22 protein-coding genes and 5 pseudogenes are annotated in these 20,909 nt (G+C 34.9%); 8 read left to right on the top strand and 19 right to left on the bottom strand.

Features of this window, described 5'->3' with window-relative positions; translation table 11 throughout:
• Window positions 1-90: 90 nt before the first annotated feature.
• The 5 genes and pseudogenes from AC3A54_RS05300 to AC3A54_RS05280 all read right to left on the bottom strand — a co-directional run.
• On the bottom strand, window positions 91-441 hold the full coding sequence (locus AC3A54_RS05300; protein WP_487653608.1) for a type II toxin-antitoxin system PemK/MazF family toxin: 351 nt from the start codon (window positions 439-441) through the stop codon (window positions 91-93).
• Window positions 416-613, bottom strand: coding sequence for a DUF2281 domain-containing protein (locus AC3A54_RS05295; protein WP_487653607.1), 198 nt, complete (start codon window positions 611-613; stop codon window positions 416-418). The genes AC3A54_RS05300 and AC3A54_RS05295 overlap by 26 nt, the downstream gene beginning before the upstream one ends.
• Before the next feature lie 195 nt (window positions 614-808).
• Window positions 809-1,633 carry a pentapeptide repeat-containing protein gene (locus AC3A54_RS05290; protein ID WP_487653785.1) on the bottom strand — a complete coding sequence of 275 codons (825 nt, stop codon included), beginning with the start codon at window positions 1,631-1,633 and terminating at the stop codon, window positions 809-811.
• Window positions 1,634-1,815: 182 nt separating this feature from the next.
• Window positions 1,816-2,661, bottom strand: coding sequence for a D-alanyl-D-alanine carboxypeptidase family protein (locus AC3A54_RS05285; RefSeq protein ID WP_487653606.1), 846 nt, complete (start codon window positions 2,659-2,661; stop codon window positions 1,816-1,818).
• 127 nt (window positions 2,662-2,788) lie between these two features.
• Window positions 2,789-3,034, bottom strand: a pseudogene (locus AC3A54_RS05280) (class I SAM-dependent methyltransferase); the annotation flags it as partial.
• On the opposite strand from AC3A54_RS05280, the pseudogene AC3A54_RS05275 reads away from it, so the two are divergent.
• Window positions 3,034-3,165: pseudogene (locus AC3A54_RS05275) on the top strand (class I SAM-dependent methyltransferase); the annotation flags it as partial. The pseudogenes AC3A54_RS05280 and AC3A54_RS05275 overlap by 1 nt on opposite strands.
• Here the strand turns inward: AC3A54_RS05275 and AC3A54_RS05270 are convergent.
• Window positions 3,165-3,348: pseudogene (locus tag AC3A54_RS05270) on the bottom strand (class I SAM-dependent methyltransferase); the annotation flags it as partial. The pseudogenes AC3A54_RS05275 and AC3A54_RS05270 sit on opposite strands and share 1 nt — an antisense overlap.
• A gap of 163 nt (window positions 3,349-3,511) precedes the next feature.
• Between AC3A54_RS05270 and AC3A54_RS05265 the strand changes: the two are divergent.
• Window positions 3,512-3,685, top strand: coding sequence for a hypothetical protein (locus AC3A54_RS05265; RefSeq protein WP_487653605.1), 174 nt, complete (start codon window positions 3,512-3,514; stop codon window positions 3,683-3,685).
• A gap of 56 nt (window positions 3,686-3,741) precedes the next feature.
• Here AC3A54_RS05265 and AC3A54_RS05260 read toward each other — a convergent pair whose 3' ends face one another.
• Window positions 3,742-4,296, bottom strand: a complete 555-nt coding sequence (locus AC3A54_RS05260) for a GNAT family N-acetyltransferase (RefSeq protein WP_487653604.1) — start codon at window positions 4,294-4,296, stop codon at window positions 3,742-3,744.
• An 885-nt stretch (window positions 4,297-5,181) separates the two neighbouring features.
• Window positions 5,182-6,618 carry a glycoside hydrolase family 1 protein gene (locus tag AC3A54_RS05255; protein ID WP_487653603.1) on the bottom strand — a complete coding sequence of 479 codons (1,437 nt, stop codon included), beginning with the start codon at window positions 6,616-6,618 and terminating at the stop codon, window positions 5,182-5,184.
• Window positions 6,619-6,847: 229 nt separating this feature from the next.
• Here AC3A54_RS05255 and AC3A54_RS05250 point away from each other — a divergent pair, with 229 nt between their 5' ends.
• Both AC3A54_RS05250 and AC3A54_RS05245 read left to right on the top strand, forming a co-directional pair.
• Window positions 6,848-7,573 (top strand): MurR/RpiR family transcriptional regulator, encoded by a 726-nt coding sequence (locus tag AC3A54_RS05250; protein ID WP_487653602.1) that lies wholly within the window; start codon window positions 6,848-6,850, stop codon window positions 7,571-7,573.
• A 55-nt stretch (window positions 7,574-7,628) separates the two neighbouring features.
• Window positions 7,629-8,198: a dihydrofolate reductase family protein gene (locus AC3A54_RS05245; protein ID WP_487653601.1), complete on the top strand. Its 570-nt coding sequence runs from the start codon at window positions 7,629-7,631 to the stop codon at window positions 8,196-8,198.
• 105 nt (window positions 8,199-8,303) lie between these two features.
• Here the strand turns inward: AC3A54_RS05245 and AC3A54_RS05240 are convergent.
• Window positions 8,304-8,687 (bottom strand): annotated as a pseudogene (locus AC3A54_RS05240) (YybH family protein).
• Window positions 8,688-8,842: 155 nt separating this feature from the next.
• On the opposite strand from AC3A54_RS05240, the gene pdxR reads away from it, so the two are divergent.
• Together pdxR and AC3A54_RS05230 are read left to right on the top strand one after the other, a co-directional pair.
• A complete protein-coding gene (gene pdxR, locus AC3A54_RS05235) occupies window positions 8,843-10,279 on the top strand; it encodes a MocR-like pyridoxine biosynthesis transcription factor PdxR (RefSeq protein WP_487653600.1) in 1,437 nt (478 codons plus the stop codon).
• A gap of 403 nt (window positions 10,280-10,682) precedes the next feature.
• Window positions 10,683-11,129 carry a hypothetical protein gene (locus AC3A54_RS05230; protein WP_487653599.1) on the top strand — a complete coding sequence of 149 codons (447 nt, stop codon included), beginning with the start codon at window positions 10,683-10,685 and terminating at the stop codon, window positions 11,127-11,129.
• A gap of 424 nt (window positions 11,130-11,553) precedes the next feature.
• Here the strand turns inward: AC3A54_RS05230 and AC3A54_RS05225 are convergent, their stop codons facing one another.
• From AC3A54_RS05225 to AC3A54_RS05205, 5 genes and pseudogenes are all read right to left on the bottom strand, one after another.
• Window positions 11,554-11,994, bottom strand: coding sequence for a cell wall hydrolase (locus AC3A54_RS05225; protein WP_487653598.1), 441 nt, complete (start codon window positions 11,992-11,994; stop codon window positions 11,554-11,556).
• Between the two features lie 224 nt (window positions 11,995-12,218).
• Window positions 12,219-12,639, bottom strand: a pseudogene (locus tag AC3A54_RS05220) (GNAT family N-acetyltransferase).
• A 228-nt stretch (window positions 12,640-12,867) separates the two neighbouring features.
• Window positions 12,868-13,314: a YfmQ family protein gene (locus tag AC3A54_RS05215; RefSeq protein WP_487653597.1), complete on the bottom strand. Its 447-nt coding sequence runs from the start codon at window positions 13,312-13,314 to the stop codon at window positions 12,868-12,870.
• Between the two features lie 372 nt (window positions 13,315-13,686).
• Complete coding sequence (locus tag AC3A54_RS05210) at window positions 13,687-14,676, bottom strand: aldo/keto reductase (protein ID WP_487653596.1); 990 nt, start codon at window positions 14,674-14,676, stop codon at window positions 13,687-13,689.
• A gap of 425 nt (window positions 14,677-15,101) precedes the next feature.
• A complete protein-coding gene (locus AC3A54_RS05205) occupies window positions 15,102-15,971 on the bottom strand; it encodes an SDR family oxidoreductase (protein WP_487653595.1) in 870 nt (289 codons plus the stop codon).
• A 209-nt stretch (window positions 15,972-16,180) separates the two neighbouring features.
• Here AC3A54_RS05205 and AC3A54_RS05200 point away from each other — a divergent pair, with 209 nt between their 5' ends.
• Window positions 16,181-16,621 (top strand): Rrf2 family transcriptional regulator, encoded by a 441-nt coding sequence (locus tag AC3A54_RS05200; protein ID WP_487653594.1) that lies wholly within the window; start codon window positions 16,181-16,183, stop codon window positions 16,619-16,621.
• Between the two features lie 87 nt (window positions 16,622-16,708).
• Here AC3A54_RS05200 and AC3A54_RS05195 read toward each other — a convergent pair whose 3' ends face one another.
• Complete coding sequence (locus AC3A54_RS05195; protein WP_487653593.1) at window positions 16,709-16,840, bottom strand: hypothetical protein; 132 nt, start codon at window positions 16,838-16,840, stop codon at window positions 16,709-16,711.
• 685 nt (window positions 16,841-17,525) lie between these two features.
• On the opposite strand from AC3A54_RS05195, the gene AC3A54_RS05190 reads away from it, so the two are divergent.
• Window positions 17,526-18,071 carry a hypothetical protein gene (locus AC3A54_RS05190; RefSeq protein WP_487653592.1) on the top strand — a complete coding sequence of 182 codons (546 nt, stop codon included), beginning with the start codon at window positions 17,526-17,528 and terminating at the stop codon, window positions 18,069-18,071.
• A 263-nt stretch (window positions 18,072-18,334) separates the two neighbouring features.
• Here the strand turns inward: AC3A54_RS05190 and AC3A54_RS05185 are convergent, their stop codons facing one another.
• The 4 genes from AC3A54_RS05185 to AC3A54_RS05170 all read right to left on the bottom strand — a co-directional run bounded on the left by AC3A54_RS05185 (window position 18,335) and on the right by AC3A54_RS05170 (window position 20,214).
• Window positions 18,335-19,156, bottom strand: coding sequence for an STAS domain-containing protein (locus tag AC3A54_RS05185; protein ID WP_487653591.1), 822 nt, complete (start codon window positions 19,154-19,156; stop codon window positions 18,335-18,337).
• 119 nt (window positions 19,157-19,275) lie between these two features.
• A complete protein-coding gene (locus tag AC3A54_RS05180) occupies window positions 19,276-19,665 on the bottom strand; it encodes a VOC family protein (protein WP_487653590.1) in 390 nt (129 codons plus the stop codon).
• 94 nt (window positions 19,666-19,759) lie between these two features.
• A complete protein-coding gene (locus tag AC3A54_RS05175) occupies window positions 19,760-20,095 on the bottom strand; it encodes an alpha/beta fold hydrolase (RefSeq protein WP_487653589.1) in 336 nt (111 codons plus the stop codon).
• Window positions 20,092-20,214 carry a hypothetical protein gene (locus AC3A54_RS05170; protein ID WP_487653588.1) on the bottom strand — a complete coding sequence of 41 codons (123 nt, stop codon included), beginning with the start codon at window positions 20,212-20,214 and terminating at the stop codon, window positions 20,092-20,094. Before AC3A54_RS05170 ends, AC3A54_RS05175 begins: the two co-directional genes overlap by 4 nt.
• Window positions 20,215-20,909: the final 695 nt, after the last annotated feature.

Genomic DNA, 20,909 nt, shown 5'->3' with positions numbered 1-20,909 from the left:
TCAAAATTATAAAAGTTTCATTTATTCAAGGATTATTTAATTACTATTAAAACCAAAAGAAAAAAGCCTCCCCAAATTTAGAAGGACTAATTATATAAGGGCATTAATTTTTAAACGTACATTTTCTAATACTTCTTGTTTTACATGTCCAAACTTCTTAGCGATTAAATTTTTTGAGAGAGAATACACTTTGTCTGCCCTTATTGCTGAGGTTACTTTTAGTACTCCTTCAGTTAAATCTTCTGTATCCAATATTACAGAATAATCAAGGTCTTTTAATTGTGATGTAATTGCTACAACAACAATATCTTCTGTTAAATTATTGTAATGGTTCTTTGAAATTATTAATACTGGACGTTGTTTTTTAGGGGATAAATCACTAAATGGTACCGGTATTAAAACAATGTCACACTGACTATACATTATTCCAAACCTCATCATCTATTTCATTCTCCCAAAAATCGAGACTACTTTCGCTAGCCTTTGTTAAATCCTTAGTTAAATTTTTTTCTTTTTTGGCTTTTAAATACTCAACAAAATCTAAAATCTTTATTACTTCATTGTCAGGTATTTCTTCAATAATCTTAAGCAAGCGTTCTTTTGCTGTATTCATGATGTGTATCACCTCCATGAATATTTTACTTTAGAGTATATCACTTTAATTTTCATAAGGAAAAAATGATTAGGTTTTTAAATATTTTCCAAACGATTACTTTGTATAACAAGGACTTATTGAATGATTTCAATCAAACAGTCAATAACTTTTAAAAGTTGACATACAGATATTGTTATTCATTTTTTTCTTCTCTCATAACCAATGCTTAGGAACGGTTAAGGTAGTAGGTAACTTAGTATCTTGATCACCTTTCGCCGCATTCACTTGTGCTTGGGTCAGGAATATACTTCCTTGTAAATTTGCCCCTCGGAGGTCTGCATCCCTCAAATCTGCACCAATAAAGTCAGAAAATCTCATATCAGCTTTTCCTAGATTAGTAGCAATTAGAAGTGCTCCTCTAAAATTACTTGCTATAAGATCTCTCCCGCTTAAATTGGCACCGATTAAACCGATTCCCTTTTTAAACTTGCTAGATTGATTTTTTTCTTTTTTCACTTTTGCTCGCACAAATTCACTTGTTTGAAGCAACAAGTTATTTACCACCGCTCTATGGCTCGGTATATCAAGGACTAAGATTTCGTTTGGACTAAGATTGGTTAGGCGTTCGGTATCCTCTATTGCTTGTTTTAATTCCTCATAAATTGGACGAGTTTCTTCTATGCCCAGTGCCTCATTTAGGTAAATCAGCATTTCATGGAGCTGCTGCATGAGAGGAAACACATCAAACATTTCTTTTGCTACCTCTGGATTTCCACGCCAATCCTTGCCATTAAACGTGACTTGGGATACTTTCTGACCCGCACCAAAGCACTCAAATACTGTACACCCTTTAAATCCCTTGTTTCGTAAATTACTATGTATGCTGCAACGATAATCACGCTGCAAGTTTTTACAAGGTGTCCCCCCATCCTTGTCAAAGGCAAAATCAGCCGATTTGGCATAGGGTAACGCAACGCAACATAAACCAAAACAGTTATCGCAGTCAGGTAGTAAACTATTTAAAACATCCTTGGACATTATTTGTTTTGACAATACTCACACTTCCTTTAACAACCTCTTATCTATTTAAATCAATGTTTCTATGAACGATAAAATCATATTACCATATTATGACTCCCTAAAAGAGGGTCATACCTAAAAAATACACAAAGGAACAAGCAAAAAAGCGTTTCTGCTCTTTGAACAGAAACGCTTCTTTATTATTGGTAGTGAGTTAAATTTTCTATTTGATTAAATGAATAGTTTGCCATCGTTTGTATATCATTGTATTTTGATCTTTTGTTTTTTGACCTCATGACTACCGAGATAATTTCCTTGTCTCCCTTTTTTAAATATTCCACTAGTGTATGTTGAGCGGCACTTGTAAATCCAGGTTTACCCGCGACTACGTTAGGCATAGCACCAATATTGACTAAATTCCGGATGATTTTTTCTTGTCTGCTCGTTTTAATGTCAGTGGTTTGTGTCGACATGACTTTGAGTACCATCGGGTGTTTAATCGCTTCTTTGGTAATGATCGCCATGTCATAGGGCGTTGTAAAATGGTTAGGATGATGAAGACCGTTAGAGGTGACAAAATGTGTGTCTTTGAGATTCCATTGTTGCACTTTTTGGTTCATGAGATCTGCGAAACCTTTCTCACTTCCTGCGACGTTTTCAGCAATAACAACCGCGACGTCATTCGCACTCAGTAATAACAAAGCTTTCATTGCATCCTGTTTCGTCATCCTCTCACCTGCTCGAAGACCCAAACAGAGACATTCTTGATTTGCTGCATGCGGACTAACCGTTAACCAGTCTCCATCCTTCATTCGTTCATCTAAAATAGTGGCAGTTAAGACTTTTGTCATACTTGCAGGATACGCTTTAGAATGAGCATTTTTGTCGTAAAGAATCTCTCCAGTCTTGGCATCTATTGTGACGCCATACTCCCCTTCAATTTGTGGTGGGTAGACCTCCGCAGAGTTCCCCTTCATGATGACCATCCCATTCAATACCACAAGAACTAATAATGATGCTACAACGATTTTTCTGATGTATGTCATGATGTACCTCCAGTTGAACGAACCTCAATTCTTATCCGTTTTATTTTGTTCCAGTATTAACAGAATTACACATAATAATGGGGACAGTCCCTCACTGCTTTAAAGCAGTGAGGGACTGTTCCCCATTTTAGTATTTTATTGCGTCTATAATTAAGGATGGGAAGGTAAGCTTATCCCCTTGATTTCTTGAATCATATTTTTTTGACCGAAAGATTACACCTTTTGTTTCGTCCCATTCATTGGAATGAAATTCTCCTTTTTCATCACAATACTCCAGTAAATGAACTTCAAATCCAGCTGTTTGGAACATTTTCGTCATGGTTTTATAATTATGAACAATTTTATGGCTTGCTGCTGGATGGTCCTTTGGTTGAAGAGGGAGTAGAAGCGGCAAAGCTTTGTTATAGATTTCTAAAGCCATCTGGATACATACGGTGTGCGGTTCCAGATGCATTTTTTCCAGATGAAAGTTATCAAAACATCGTAAAAGTAGGAGGACCTGGATGAAAGATGTTCCCATACGTGTTCAGCTAAAATGGCTGTTATAGAAGTGGGACTAAACCTAGTTTTCCAAGTAGTTTCATCTACTAAATTGAGTTCCCCTTCCTGGGTATGAAGCCAACCAGGATTATTATTTTATTCACCTGCACCAATCACTAGTTTGATCTCTTTTTGTTTTACGTCCAAGGGTTCTCCTCCTAAAAATTCAGTTTTCACTGTATTCACTTTTAAAATACAAAAAATGTTCACAATCTATAAAATCAATTTCCCTTTTTCGTGATGTATGTCACATTTACTTGATTTAAAATCAATTAAACTAATTTTAAGTTAATTCTAAGGGGGATTTAAAATGATAGTAGCTTGGTTAATTACCATTGGTTTATTTTTAGTGTGTATCTATGCAACAACGGTTATTATTGATGGACTCAAAGAAAAGGATCAACTTGACTTAGCTGAATTGCAATCGCAACTTAAAAACACAGCGAAGAATAATGATAAAAAAGATATGAAACTAGCAATATAAAATGAACAGATAAAAAAACAACTTCAAATTGGAGTTGTTTTTTTTATTATTGAAAATTAGTTGATTCTTTGGGTCACTTCGCTGATTTTAATTTTCCAAATCATGTGGTCAAACCCTTCGCCCCAATAATCTTTTAACAAGTAATCAGGTTCTCCAAATTTCTTTTTCCAGATTTGTTGCGCACGGGCATACCCGCTATCTAAACAAAATTCTTCTATTCCTCTATGTTGTAATGTGGTATACATATAATTCAATAATAGTCTTCCAATTCCTATTCTTTGATACTCTGGAAGGACAAATACAGTCCCCACTTCGGGGAGCTCGTTAAAAGCATCCTTTGTACATTTACATATGAGGTCGCTAGCTGGACCGTATTCGATGGAGCCGACAATTTTGTCGGAATGCCATGCAATCAAAAAATATCGATTTGCACCCTTGCTAGTAAAATCACTTACTAAGTATTTTTTCTTACTATCAATTTCAGCCTCAATGTCCTCGAATTTCTCTCCAATACCTTCTTTAGTAAATGTATCAATTATGACTTTTTCAAAAAACTGATATAACTCATTTGTTTCCTCTTTTCTCGGTCTTCTTATTTCGATGTTTAACACCTAAAAGCACTCCTTGTTTCTATGATAAGTTATCATTTTTTTATTAACTTAGATTTCTAGGTTTACCTTAATTATCCCTTCTACTATGACTAGTTACCGCTGGTAAACTTTTTTCTCTTTAACGGGTACTAGTCGCCTCGACTAGTTACCGTTCCTTCTCTTTTTCCTCCTACACGGGTACTAGTCACCACGACTAGTCACCACGACTAGTTCCCACTGCTTCTCTTTTTCCTTCTTCACGGGCACTAGTCACCGCGACTAGTTCCCACTGCTTCTCTTTTTCCTTCTTCACGGGCACTAGTCACCACGACTAGTTCCCACTGCTTCTCTTTTTCCTCCTTCACGGGCACTAGTCGCCTCGACTAGTTACCGTTCCTTCTCTTTTTCCTCCTGCACGGGTACTAGTCACCACGACTAGTTACCGTTCCTTCTCTTTTTCCTCCTACACGGGTACTAGTCGCACCGACTAGTTACCATTGGTTCACTTTTTCCTCCTGCACGGGCACTAGTCACCACGACTAGTTACCGTTCCTTCTCTTTTTCTTCCTTCACGGGCACTAGTCACACCGACTAGTTACCGTTCCTTCTCTTTTTCCTTCTTCACGGGCACTAGTCACACCGAATAGTTACCGTTCCTTCTCTTTTCCCTCCTTCACGGGCACTAGTCAACCCGACTAGTTACCGGTCTCCTCACTTTTCCTCCTTCACGAGCACTAGTCACACTGACTAGTTACCGTTCCTTCTCTTTTTCCTCCTGCACGGGTACTAGTCACACCGACAGGTTACCGCTCCTTCTCTTCTCCCTCCTTCACGGGCACTAGTCGCATCATTTTTTCAAAAAGAAAAAAGCGCCACTGTATTAAACAGAGACGCATTCGGTATTCTTTAAAGTTTTTCTCCATTTGTTTCAATAACGTCTTTATACCAAAAGAAGGACTTTTTCTTTTTGCGTGCTAATGTGCCGCTGCCATCATCATGTTTGTCTACATAGATGAATCCATACCGTTTAGAGTACTCGCCTGAAGACATGCTCACCATATCAATACATCCCCAGGTCGTATATCCCATGAGCTCAACCCCATCTTCAATGGATTCACCCATTGCTCTAATGTGATCACGAAGATAATCAATTCGATAATCATCATTGATTGAGCCATCCTCTTCCACCTTGTCATAAGCTCCTAATCCATTTTCGACAACGAAGAGCGGTACTTGGTAGCGATCGTACAATTGATTTAAGCCTATCCGCAAACCGACAGGGTCGATTTCCCAGCCCCAATCACTTGCCTTTAGGAAAGGATTCTTCAATCCGCCGATGAGATTTCCTTGTGCATTCTCTAGATCTGACTTCTCTTTTTTCTCGCTACGGGACATATAGTAACTAAGTCCAATATAATCGACAGTACCTTCCTTAATTAATTCCAGATCGCCCTCATGAATGTCTAATTCAATATTATGCTCTTTGAAAAAGCGTTTGATGAATGCAGGGTATTCCCCACGCACCTGAACGTCCGCACAAAAATAGTTGAAAAAGCGTTCTTCTTGAAGGGCATACATGACATTTTCCGGATTGGAATCGTACGAATAAACGGGTGCATATAAAATCATACAGCCAATTTGAGCATCTGAAATGATTTCATGACATACCTTTACAGCAATAGCACTTGCAACAAATTGATGATGGTATGCCTGGAAAGTTGGCTGGTATTTGTCTTCTTCTTTATGAATAGCGAAACCAAGCCCCATGATTGGCATAATTAATCCACTATTAATTTCATTAAATGTCATCCAGTATTTCACTTTGTTTTTATAGCGATTAAAAATGGCATTTACATATCTTTCAAAGAAAGTAACTACTTCACGATTTCTCCAGCCGCCATATTCCTTTACCAGATTTACAGGCATTTCATAGTGAGAAATCGTCACAACAGGCTCAATTCCATGTATTTGCAATTCGTTAAAGACACGGTCATAGAATGCTAGGCCTTCTTCATTCGCTTCTAGTTCATTTCCATTTGGAAAAATTCTTGTCCACGCAATAGACATACGGAACACTTTGAAACCCATTTCTGCAAATAAAGCTATATCTTCCTTGTAACGATGGTAGAAGTCAATTCCTTCATGGTTCGGATAGCTGTATTTCTCGCGATCGATTTCAAAATTAAAGCCTGGGGACTGTAGAATGTTAAGTCTTTCTTTTCCACCAGGAAGAACATCGGCAATATTTAATCCCTTATTGCCTTCATCAAATCCGCCTTCCATTTGATTGGCAGCCGTCGCACCGCCCCATAAAAAGCCTTCGGGAAAATGATATTTATTCATAAGAGAAACCTCCTGATTTTTTTCCATAATCATTACTATTTGTTAGTTGGCTAAATTCTATAATTAACTATAAAGGAATAATAACTACCTTTATCTAGATAGTAAATAATGAAGGAGTATCTAGTTATTAATATCGAAAGTAGTCATTTGTTTCATGAATGTAACACTGTGTTTTCTTGTGCTAAAATGGGGTTAGTTATTTAATGAAGATTAAGGAGAATTTCAAAACATGTTTTCAAATGAAGTTATCGCTTCTTTCAATGAATTAGAAACTTCTTTATACAATTATATTTGCCAAAACGGTGATAAGGTTGCTTATATGCGAATACGTGAGCTGGCCGATGAAACACATGTATCAACTGCAACCATTTTGCGTTTTTGTAGAAAAGTAAATTGTGAGGGTTTTTCCGAATTTAAAGTGAAGCTCAAAATGCATTTAGAAGGAAATAAAAAGACGGTTATAAAAAGTGTCCATCATTCAGTTGTAGAGTTTTTTGAGCGGACGCTAAAAGGTGACATAGAAGTAAAAATAAAACAGGCTGCTAGTCTTGTTAATACAGCAGAAAATGTTATTTTTATCGGTATAGGAAGCTCAGGCATTCTCGCGGAATATGGGGCGAGGTATTTCTCAAGTTTAGGTAAGTTTTCGTTGTATATTAAAGACCCGCACTTTCCGATTCACACCAAACTCCGCAATAATAGTGTAACCATTGCGCTGTCAGTCTCAGGTGAGAACAATTTCACCGTCACTCATTTGAATCAACTTAAACAAGAAGGTAGTAAAATTATTAGTATCACAAATAATAAACTCTCAACCATTGCAAAAATCTCGGATATCAATATTCCTTATTATGTAACTGAAGAATTTGTAGAAGAAGCGAATATTGCTACGCAAGTACCTGTTGTTTATATTTTAGAGTCTATTGCCCGTGAAATTTATAAACTGAATCTATGATTTATATATAAATCTAACTAGCCGCCACCATATTAATGATAAAGGACGAAGAGTTATGACAAATAACGCAAAACAGAGAAAAATAATTTTAGATTTAGCAGTTACTTTAGATGGTTTTATTGAAGGGAAAAATGGAGAAGTTGATTGGTGCATTATGGACTCTGATATGGGGTTCACTGATTTCTTAAATCAAATTGATACTATTTTATATGGTAGAAAAAGCTACGATTTATGGGGACAATATATTCCAAAATTTGAAGACTCTGATACCGAAAAGGAAATTTGGAAATTGGTTCATAGTAAAAAGAAATATGTTTTTTCCAAAACACAAAAAGAAAATGATAATCAAGCAATATTTATAAATGATAATATTCTTGAAGAAGTAAATAAAATGAAGAATAGGTCTGGTAAAGACATCTGGCTATATGGTGGAGCAAGTCTCATTACAACTTTTATAAATTTGGGGCTTGTTGATGAATTTAGATTATCTATTCACCCTGTTGTTTTGGGAGAAGGAAAACCATTGTTTATTGATTTAAAACAGAGGATAAATTTAAAAACGGTTAATACAAGAACATTCTCCTCTGGTGTTGTGCAAATAATATATCATTGGAATGGTAACTAAAATATCTTCTCGACAGTAGTTTCACCTATTAAACTAAGGGGGAACCCAATAATTAGGGTTTCCCTTAATATTGACCGATTATCAACATTATAGTTTAACAGAGCCTTATAAATCCGTACCATATGAATTATCGATGGCACAAAGCCATTCGCCTTGTGCATTTTTCTTAAACACATAGGTTGCCTTTCTTTCCATAGAAAACTCAGAATCCTTTTTGCTATATGCTTCGAGGAGCGTTTGGGAAATTACTAACACAGTGTCCCCTGCTTCTAAAATAATCATTTCCCCCTGTGTTGGGACAATACTGTTATTAAAATATTTTGCTATGGCGATAAATGCTTTTCTAATTTCGTCTTTTCCTCGAGCAATCATTCCAGGCTTTACAATCTAAATGGCATCATCGGTGTAGTAATTCATAAGTGTATCAAAATCTTCCTGTTTAATAGCAAGATCACTCTTTTTGATTACCTCTTTTAATTCGTGTTCCAATAGTTTCCTCTCCTATGTGTTTTTTTAGAATATAAAGTTAATTCGCTAAATTATTTCTATTCCCCTCCTCATAACTAAGACCTATGTAATGAATATTAAATATAAAAAGGATACAATACTTTGTAGAACTTAAATTCATTCAAAGGATGTAACAAATGGAATGGAAACCAGATAGAGAATCTAAAAATCCCATTTATAAACAACTTGCAGAGTATATTGAACAAGGTATCGCAGTTGGCTCTTTTCCGCCAGATAAACCGTTACCTTCTGAAAGAGGGTTGGCCAAAGAGCTTGGGGTCAATAGAAGCACAGTGGTTGCTGCCTATGACCTTCTAGAATCAAATGGACTTATTGATAGAAATAGAGGCAGTGGAACGACAGTTAGTAAAGATATTTGGGGAATCACTAAGAAACGGATTCCTAGTTGGAATAGGTATATTGAGGCAGGTCCGTTTTTACCCAATTTGCCTGTAACACAAAGATTACATAAAGAGACGGCAGAGCAAAAACTTATCAATTTGGCCAGTGGAGAATTATCACAAGATCTTTTTCCAATGAGTTCCTTTAGAGAGATTACTTCTAACCGATCCTTTATTGGAACCTTGGGCTATGACCATCCTCAAGGAAATCCGATTCTAAGAGAAACACTTACTAAACATGTTGAACAGTTTCGCAGCATAGAAACAGACCCGTCATCGATTTTAATTACCTCGGGGGCACAACAAGCATTGCATCTAGTTGTTCAATGTTTGTTAAAACCTGGTGACGCAGTAGCGATTGAAGATCCTTCGTATCATTACAATCTGCCCGTATTTAAATCAGCAGGTATCAAAACCTATTTTTTTAAAGTAGGTAAGGAAGGAATAAACCCTCGTGACATAACCGATTTATATAAAAAACATAGAATACGGATGATTTTTTTAAATCCGATCTATCAAAACCCAACTGGCACCTTAATGTCAGAAAACAATAGAAGAAAGGTGCTCGAAATATCGTCTGAATATGGAATACCAGTTGTGGAGGATGACCCGTACAGTTTAACCTCTTTTTCAGGGGAAAAGATACAGACTCTTAAATCATTAGATCGTTATGGAAATGTTTTGTATATTAGCTCCCTAACCAAAATTATTGCTTCCGGGCTAAGAATTGGTTGGATTATAGGACCAAAAGCAGTTATTGAGAGATTATCTGATGCCAAGCAGCAAGTCGATTTCGGGCATGCAAGTTATTCTCAATGGATAGCCAATGATTTTTTAGAATCTAGAGACTTTGAAAACCATCTTAATTACTTAGTTAAGCAATTAGAAAGTCGTAGAGATCAAATAGTTTTCAGCCTACAGTACTTTTTAAATGGACAGGTCGAGTTTCATGTTCCTGAAGGTGGAATCCATTTATGGTGCAGGATAAAAGAAGAATATAACGAAAATCAATTGCTTGAAGAATCGATCAAAAGAGGAGTTATTTTTGTGCCTGGCTCAACCATGGGCTCTGAGAAAGGATTTGTCCGCTTTACCTTTTCGAGGGAAAAAGAAGATAACATTCATGAAGGAATCAAACGATTTGCTGATGCTCTTAATGCTGTTACAAACTAATTTTCAAAAAAATACGTAAATAGACCTTGTTTTTTCGTTACGGGTTCCGTTGCCTCTTGCAATACCCGTAAATACAACCGAATTTGTACCGTGTTTTGTATGGAGATTTGTTAATAAAAATAAAATGGTTCAGTTCACTATGCTGAGCCATTTCCTATATCTATTTTCATTTTCTTCTTCAAGTAACGCAGCCCGCTACTTTAAGTACATTATTTCACAATCTATTCTACACTTTAAATGTTTTTAAAGAAAAATAAATGAGTTACTTTATTTCATATTAGAAGAAAATTGTGTATTAACAAATCATTAGATTTAATGGTCACTAAATAGCAAACGTGTCATACATATAATCACCACATTTTGTTAATAATGCAATATAGAAGTATAAGGTGGTGTGAATATAATGTCCAATAAGCTGATTTTATGGTTACTATTAATTATTCCATGGTTAACATTATTTTTTATGAAAAAAGAGGGTATCAAAAGGTACATGCCAGTAACAATATTTACTGCATTATTAGTAACCATCGTCTATGAAATAGGATATACATATAAGTTGTGGCAAATCAAAGTAGCGATAGTGCCCTGGGGATACATAACAAGTGTGAGCTTTGCGTACGGCGCATTCTTCATAACTACAATATGGGTTTTTTATTTTACATTCAGAAACTTTTGGTTATACCTTGCAACAAATATTGTTATTGATGCGTTTGGTGCTTGGGTGATACTTAAATTTGTTGAAGCAAGGAAATTGACTCACTTTACAATAAGTAGTTTAAATTTATTATTAATTTTTGTTACAATAGCCTTAATTACTTATGTTTTTGAAAAATGGTATGAAAAAGTTTAAAATATTGAAATAATAGAGAATATATTATATAAAGAGGTAGAGTTCTTATTTCACGTATCAATCGTAATAAGCAAATAATTGTCCAGAATACCGTATTATTCAGAAATGGATTTTTCGGTATTTTTAATTCGCAATATCTTACATATGTGTAGCTCTGAGCATATTATTTAATTATAATTTATAACTTTTATACGTCATTGAATAATTGTTCAATCGTCTTATTCTCGACTTTTTTAACTATTCTGCTTTCGTTAGTTGAACAAGAAAAAGAACCGCCTCAGCGATTCTCTTCTTTAACTCTTGCACCCGTTAAGTACAATATTTCACAATCTTGCTTTCTTGGATAAAAACTATTACTAAAAGTTTTTATTTAATTTTGTGTAAATATTTTAAATATTTAAAAAATATTATTCAAAAAGTAAGCTTAACCGTTATAAACACTAGCACATGTTCCAGGTTTTGGTTCATAAAAACAATGTTCTTTAAATTGACCAGAATGAGGTTGACCGTACCATGTTGGAGGACATGGAGCATGTGGATTAAAATACCATAGTGCAAATTTTGCTGGGTGATTTCTCCAATAATTCAAATTTTGTTTTGCTAATCTTCTTTCAGATGTTCTTGATCTTTGATAAAAAACATTTCCTTTTTGAACTGCTTCAAAAGAATAATTTCCTCCTTGAATTTGAAATATTACATCATGAATCGTTCTTACATCTTTGAAGTCTAAACAGGTTGCTACTGCACGATTCACTATTACATTTCCAACATATAGCATACCTTGTTTTCCTTCACCTTCGGCCTCTGCTCTCATCATCCTTGCCATTTCGTCTACTTCATGACTTCGATAATTTACTCTTGGCATTTTATCACCCCAAAAATATAGTATGAAAAAAAGCCTACATTCATGTTATTGTTTATATAATAAGAATGCTTAGTTTTTATAGCATACAGTTTTTAAGTAAAATGAAAACTATTGCATTCTTTTTATACCTTTTATTCAACTATACTGCACCTTTACTTCAATAAGGAAAAAGGCGATCCTTTGTAATTGAAGCATCGCACCCGTTAGCACAACAAGAAAAATTGTTAATCTAAATATTCACTTGCTAGGTTATGTTTTAGGTACCTAGCCATTCCTGTTTTAACCCTCTTTAATCCAAGTTTCTTATAAAAGTCCTCGTTTCCTGTTGTAGCGATTAAATGAACGCACGAAACATTATTTAGTTTATCAAGTAAGTACTTCATAATTTGTTTCGCTATCCCTTGTTTTTGAAATTCTGGATGGACTATAACGTCATATATTGCAGCATTAAAAACACCATCTGTCATCGCCCTACCAAATCCAATAAGCTGACCATTTACTGTAACCAACGCTATGACATTACTTGCTTAATAAACTTGCTTAATAATCTCTTTTGTATGCTTTGTCCAACCGACAGAAGCATATATTTTTTTTCATTTCATCAAGATTTATAATAGAAAAATCGCTATGTATTTTTAAATCCATGCTACCCCTCCCTACAATACTATTATTATTTCTACATTTTTGTTTCCTGCACCTTCTTAAACTCCTGCTTCGTTTGCTAAAGTACAATTTTTCAAAAACTTTATTTCATCTGGCTTTACATCAAAAAAAATGAGTGTCAAATTCATATACAATTTGGCACTCATTTTAAATTACATATTAATGTTCGCGATAGGTAACGGAACCCGTTACTTTTATGGACGGTCTTCTTTAAACTACATCACTCGCTATTGAAAAAGAACATTTTTGGAGGCTGTCTGAAGATAAACTATATGCCGCTACTTTCTTCTTATACTGTTTCACTACATCCACATGATCTTCGTAACGGAACACAAAAAGCCTAGTGGCATGTTTACCTTTCTGCGATTCAATGACAATTGGAGGTCCACTGTTCTCGGGATTTAAATAAAACTCCTCTGTTCCTGGGAAAATATACTGCTTATCTAAGAAAACAGCTTCATTAAAATCATTAATAATCTGTTTCTTGTCTTCCCCATCTATGAGTTTTCCGTCAAGGGTTACTGTTACCTCCTGATCAATCAGTTTAGAATGAACATCAAATTTTTTGATAATCCATTCCACCGTACCAGTTGGTAGACAGGTCATTAAGATTTTAAGCAAGCTAATGACAATGATCGAAATAATTGTCCACATCATAATTAATCATCTCCGTTATCATAATAGCCGTAGAAAAGAGTCGGCACTGGTCAATGACCACGAGTCCCGACTAATTTAGCCATATATAAATTCCAAGTGAAGTTAATGCTATAAAAATAATAACTACGTAAATTAGTGTTAAATTAGTTGTATTTCTTTTTGTAGAACTACTATAGTTTTCATCCGGTTTTTTCGTTAACAACAAGGTTGAAACCACAGAAATAATTAAAATCAAAATAACCAACCCAAACATAATATTCATACTACACCTCTTGCATTTTTTGTCTATTAATTAACTTAATAATAACCTAACTTTATAGATTATTAACCATCCAATTCACCTAAAAATAGACCATCCACTTTTTCAATACATCAAATAAACCATTTCTTCCGTGGTTTAGCGTAGTATTCACCTGAGACTAATTCTGAAGGAACTGTTTTTTCTATACGTGTAAGGTCGTTTAAACTTAACTTTAGGTTTACTGCGCCGAGTGACTCGTGAAGTTGTGACCTCTTTCTCGCACCAATTAACGGGATTACATCCTCCCCCTGTGATAAAACCCAAGCGATGGCCATCTGGGCAACAGTTGCCTGCTTTTCTTTAGCAATTTCACGCAATGCCTCTACAAGGGCTAAATTCTTTTCAATATTTCCGCTGGTAAACCGCGGTGCTTTCCCACGTACATCTTCGGAACCTATTACACGCTCTTTTGTCCAATTACCACTTAGCAGCCCTCTTGAAAGAACACCATAAGCCGAGAGGGAAATGCCCAATTCCCGTAGGGTAGGAAGGATATTTAATTCAATCCCTCTATTAAAAAGAGAATATTCTATTTGCAACCAACTAATTGGATGTACAGTATGAGCCCGGCGAATAGTATCCACTCCTACTTCGGAAAGCCCAATGTGTCGAACATAGCCCTCCTTTACCAAATCAGAAATGGCACCAACAGTTTCCTCTATTGGTATATAAGGATCTACACGAGCAGGCTGATAAAGATCAATATACTCTACACCTAGGCGCTTTAATGTATCCTTTAAAAAATTCTTCACTGTACTTGGACGGGTATCAACTACCACATAATTTTTATCAGGCGAGTGAAACTTTCCATCAAATTTTACTGCAATGAAAGCATTGTCTCGTTGTGTTCCTTGTAAAGCTTCCCGTAAAAGTAATTCATTATGACCATCACCATAAAGGTCGCCGGTATCAAAAAGTGTAATGCCTCCCTCAAGTGCCTCGTGAATTGTAGCGATACTTTCGCTTCGATCTGCCTTGCCGTATAGCCACGACATTCCCATACAACCGAGGCCAATCTCAGAAACCAATGAACCATTAAAACCAATCGCTCTTTTTTTCATTATCATATCTCCCTTCATATGTGAAGCCAATTTAATTATGTTCCCCCTCTAACCTCATCCTAAAAAATAAGAGCAAGAACAACAAAGGACTAACCTATAAGATTAGTCCTTGAGAAAAATTTAGATTAAGTTTTTCAATTTATCTTGGAAATAACTCCAGTCCAGACAAAAAATATAAAAGTCAAACAATAGAATTATTTGCTCACTTAAGTATATTATCTCATATTTTGATTTCTTGTTCCATCATTTTCCTCCTTTTATATTAAGGCTGTGTTAAAGAACATTGTTGAGTTTATATACCCTTTTGATTGGATCGGAAATCAACAGACATGTTTAACAGAGCCTATTTAAAAAGAACAGCCCATGGGAAATCCATTGAGCTGTTCTTTGTTTAAATAGTTTTATATTTATATTTTAACCAAATCTTATGCTTCGGAGATTCCATTAACAATTTGAATCAATGCCTTGCTAATTGGCGTTGCAGAACGACCGAGCAGTTTTTCGAAATCGTTGCTTTCAATCTCTAATGCACCATCACGAATCCCTTTCTGGATGACTACAAGAAACGGAATGATAAATTCTGGTACGCCAGCACCTTTCATGATGTCCGCATATGTTGCGTCATCGACATGCTGTACCGCTACTTCTTTACCTAATACAGTTGCAAGTGCAGAAACTAGTTCATCTTGAGATAGTAGTTTACCTGAAAGCTCATAGATTGTATTTTCATGTCCATTTCCAGCCAAAACAGCTGCCGCTGCCTCAGCATAATCTTGTTGAAGTGCCCATCCTACCTTGCCTACTCCAGCTGATGTAACCCAAGGAGCTCCAGCCAATACACCTTGAATGCTGCTAACTTCATTTTCCAAGTACCAGTTGTTTCGTAAAAAGGAGTATGGAATGCCACTTTTTAAAATGGCTTCTTCAGTAGCACGGTGTGGTGGTGCAAGGAACATCGAAGTTTCTCTTGCATTTGCTAGACTTGTATAGGCAATGAATTTCACTTGAGCACGCTCTGCCGCTTTTACTGCAGCTGTATGCTGACGAATTCTTGTTTCATTGTCCCCATCTGCAGAAATAATTAATAAACGGTCAATACCTGCAAAAGCAGAATCTAAGGTTTCCGGCTGATCAAAATCTCCTCGTCGAACTTCTACACCACGAGATTTAAACCTTTCCGCTTTCTCTGGATTGCGGACACTGACTGCAAGATTACTTGCGGGTACAGTTTTTAATAATGCTTCAACAACTTTCGTTCCTAATTTCCCTGTGGCGCCTGTTACTAACATTTTCATATTCTGTTCCTCCAAGTTATTTATGTGATTCAATTATCTTGTAACTATTTTGATTACCTGTAACTATAATAGTTACTTCTTGTGTTTTTGTCAATCAATTAAAACGAAATTTATTTTGATATTTTTATCAAATTTTTAGGTATAATAAGGTTGTAATCATTTTAATTACATCATAAAGCTTGAGAATGACAGAAGGAAGGTGATCACCGATGTCCATCAGCAGTCGCTTTGCTGTGGGAATTCATATATTATCTCTTATTGAGTTTAATAAAGATGGAGTAAGCTCTTCTGAATTTTTAGCTGGAAGCGTAAATACAAATCCAGCTGTTATTAGAAAACTAATGGGAATGCTAAAAAATGCGGGGTTAATTACCGTTCGCCCTGGGGTTGCAGGTGCTGAACTTGCTAAGGATTTATCTGAAATTACATTACTTGACGTTTATAAAGCTGTAAATGTTGTACAAGATAAAGAATTATTTAGTGTGCACGATAATCCAAATCCATCGTGTCCAGTTGGCAGGAACATCCAAAACACTATTGTTCCACTGTTTTCAGCTGCTCAACTAGCTTTGGAGAAAACACTTGCAAATGTAACAATTGAAGATGTTGTAAACGGCATTAAAGAGAAAGACCAATTAAACATTACTTAAAATAAGCACATAAAAAAACATTCCTTTTCGGGATGTTTTTTTATGTGCTTAAACTATTTCTTTGAACTAATGATCTAAGACCTTACTTCAATATATTTTTTTCTTTTTCAATTTCTCCATTATCACCTTTCTTAAGGCTTGCAGTTTTTCCTGAACCTCAAGAGGAAATTGTAGTATGTATTCGTCAATTGAATTAAACTTCTTTTTGATTTCTTCCATGATTTCTCCTTTCACAAATCATTCATCATTTTCTTATCAAGATGCGTAACCTCCTAATCATTCAGCATTGAATGAACATCAGTCTTTTTGTCTATTAATTAATTTAATCATAAACCTAAATTTATTGATAATTAACCATCCAATTGATGGATTCATCATTATGTTCGAAAAGGATAATTCTTAAAAAATTAGGAAATAATCATGTTATAATCCTTGGTTAAGGAGGGACGTATGTTTTTATTTATTAAAATTCTTATATGTACTGTCCTAATGATACTTTGGCTTAGAGCTTGTAAAAAGGACTTAATTCAAACTCTAGGTAACTTTTTTTTCATCCTTTTTATTGTTACTTTATTTTATGATATTTTCGCACTTAATCAAAAAATTATTACATTTACGGATATGTCGGGAAATCTTATACATAAAATTATTGATCGAAGTTTTCTTTTACCCTTATCTTTATTTTTTTCACAAAAGATTTATCGGGTATTTTTCTTGAAAATGTTGTTATCAATTGGATGGATATTTCTCTGTTATTATCTTGAAACCTTAAATGAACAGTTTAATATAGTAAAGCTAAATAATTGGACACTTTATAAATCAGCATATATGGGAATTCCCATTATTGTTTTGACCCTTATCATGTCATATACATTTGATAAGCTAACAAGGAGTCGTATAAACAATGCCCTTACCAAATAATTTTGATGAAAATGAAATTTTAATACTCATTATCAGCGTTCTTTATTCCTATATTTTTGTTAAATTACTTCCTAAACGCTTTACTTATTCAACAAGCATCATATTATTTTTGTTTAATATTTCAATTGGAATAACGGTTGATCATTTCCTTGCTGGCCCTCCACTTGATTTTTATGATGTCATGGATTCAAAGGAATTCGAGTTATTCGATTTAATTCTATATATATTTATCTATGGACCTGCCACCTATACCTTTATTTACATTTACGACAAATGGATTAACCAAAAATCATATTTAAAAAAGGTTTTATATCTATTATTCATATCTCTCCTAAATACAGTTTTTGAATATGTAGCAGTCTTGTTAAACGTCTATGTATATAATGGATGGAAAGTATATTATTCCATTCCAGTATATTTGTTAGTTTATTACACCAATATTTACCTACTAAAATCACTTAAGAAAACTGAAAGTAAACAAGAATATCTTAAGGCTTCGTCACATGCAAATTCGGGGAATGTAGACTAAAACCATTACAAAAAAACAGCTCATTATTGAGACGGAACAAATACAAACTACAAAAAATAAAGCACGTAAAAAAGAAATTCCTTTCATGGATGTCTTTTTTACGTGCTCCAATTACTATAAAATTATTTGGAATTACTGCTGTGCAGCAGATGCTTCCGGGTTAAAAATAAATCTGATTCCTCAGCAGCCATATGTATTTGATGCAGAAATAAAGATTAATACTATTTATCGTATAAATTGTTAGAATTCCTCTATTGTGCTTTCTAAACAAGATGCATATTTAATGTTTGCTGTAACGTTGCTTTTGTTTCTGTGTAAGTGTGAAGATCAATTCCTAAATGAACCATTTTTCTAACAAGTTCTGGACGTAATCCAGTTATGATTGATTTTGCCCCCATCAACGTAATGCCAATCAAAACCTTTTGAAAATGATTAATAGTTAATTCATCCATGTCCGATATTCCGGAAAGGTCAATAATCAATGTTAGTATTCTTAGCCTTGAAATATCTGTTAATACTTTCTCTTCGATAATCTCCATTCGATACGGATCAAACGCACCAATTAATGGCAATACAGCTACCGTTTCACTAACCGGTATGATGGGAACCGATAAATGTTCAACTAATTTCCTTTGGGAAAGTATTAATTCATCTTTATACTCCGAATAGCTAATAAAAAAGGTATTTAAAAATTCATCTATCCCGTCATTAACTTTCTTTTCCATTTCGTAAAAGTCATCAACATATCTAGAATTTTCATCTAATGCATCATATAGTTTTATGAAATGCCATAAAGCACGTCTTATGGCATGTACCCATTCTAGTTTAAAAGAAAGAGTTAAAGAATGTTTTGCCCAAGCGACACCCTCTTCTTTAGCAAAAATAATGAGCTCATCTTTAGTATTTTCCACAACATAAAGTGCTAGCCTTTGAGCATTTTTTAATAGATCAATATTTCCAGCTTTTAAAATACTCTCGATATTAGATGCCACATTGACTGCCTCGGATAAAAGTTTCTTCTGAAAATCCCCATTGTTGTTGATAAGATATTCCGAAATATTTCTTGTGTCATAAAAGGTACTCAAAGATTGTTCCTCCCCTATGTAAATTATTCAAAGCTTCATAAAATTTATAATCCCACTTTGTTAATACCCACTATTTTGAGAAATAAACATATATTTTAAAAAAATATATGTTTATTTGTTTAACAAGTACATGCCATTAGCACATTACGGTCTGGGTCAACAAAGTTAAACCATGCGAAGTGCTCTCCGATTCTTTCAATTTCTCTTACGATTTCTATGCCACTTTCTTGTATAAAACTATATGCCCTATCAATATCTTCAACCATGAAATTAAAGATTGGACCTGAGCCGGGTTGACGCTTAAAATTCGGATCAAATGTGTGATCATCCAAGGTTAATCCAGTTGTCCCACGAATGGGTATATTATAAACTGGAGATGTTATTTCCCTATCCTCAACATCAAATCCTAATAATCTACTGTACCATTCCACTGATCTTTTCAAATCACTCACGTGTACGAATACAGCTCCCATCTCATTTTTAATAGGGGTTACCTTCGAACTATTCATTACCATCATCCTTTCTTATTAACATTTTCCATATAAAGTAATTCTCTTCTAAATAGTAAAAACCTTTTTTAAAATGAAGAAGGCACCATCGCCCTTAACGTACTGAGGGGTAGGCACCAACATGACAATCGCAAACTTTTTTTATTGCTTTCAACACAAGTTCTGGATCTTCCAAATGAATATTATGCCCGCTATTTTCTGCAATCCAAAACTCTCCATTCGTCGACAACTTTGACATTTCCACTGCTACCTCGTGCAAGGCTTCTTTCGTTTCAGCCAATTCTACTTCTGAAAACCCATTTAGGTTTTCGACAATCTCACTTTTAATCACCACTAACGGAACATGGCCAAAAGATGAACCTTTTACTGCCTGATATCCAGCATCTAGATTTGAAAACTCGCTTGCTACAGCCTTTGCGGTTTTATTCAAAAAGAGTGTAGATTGATAGAATGGCTGTAGTTACTTTGGAAACTAAAATATTGAATGACTACATATGCGGTAAATAGATAAATCATAATAAACAATGTGATCCAGCCTGTTTTTTTCATTAAGGTCTCCTCCTATTAGTACAAAGTATTGAGCTTCGCTACATGGACTTTTGTCACTTTCCTTATGGAAAAAGTACACGTATAACAAGTCTACATCGACTTTTACCTTCTCCTTTAATAAAAAAGTGGACATAGATTCCTACTTCGACTTTTATCTTCTTTCTTAACAGAAAAGTAGACGTAGAACCCCTCTACCTAGACTTTTACCTTCTTTCTTATCAGAAAAGTGGACGTAGAACTTTCCTACTTCGACTTTTATCTTCTTTCTTAACAGAAAAGTGGACGTAGAACCCTTCTACTTCGACTTTTGCCTTCTTTCTTATCAGAAAAGTGAACGTAGAACATTCCTACTTCGACTTTTACCTTTTTTCTTAACAGAAAAGTGGACGTAGAACCCTTCTACTTCGACTTTTACCTTCTTTCTTAACAGAAAAGTGGACGTAGAACATTCCTACTTCGACTTTTACCTTCTTTCTTATCAGAAAAGTGGACGTAGAACCCTTCTACTTCGATTTTTACCTTCTTTCTTAACAGAAAAGTGGACGTAGAACCCTTCTACTTCGACTTTTACCTTCTTTCTTATCAGAAAAGTGGACGTAGAACCCTTCTACATCGACTTTTACCTTCTTTCTTAACAGAAAAGTGGACGTAGAACCCTTCTACTTCGACTTTTACCTTCTTTCTTATCAGAAAAG

The organism is Neobacillus sp. Soil_C_43 (assembly GCF_057656715.1).
This window is presented reverse-complemented; position numbering and strand designations above follow the sequence as displayed.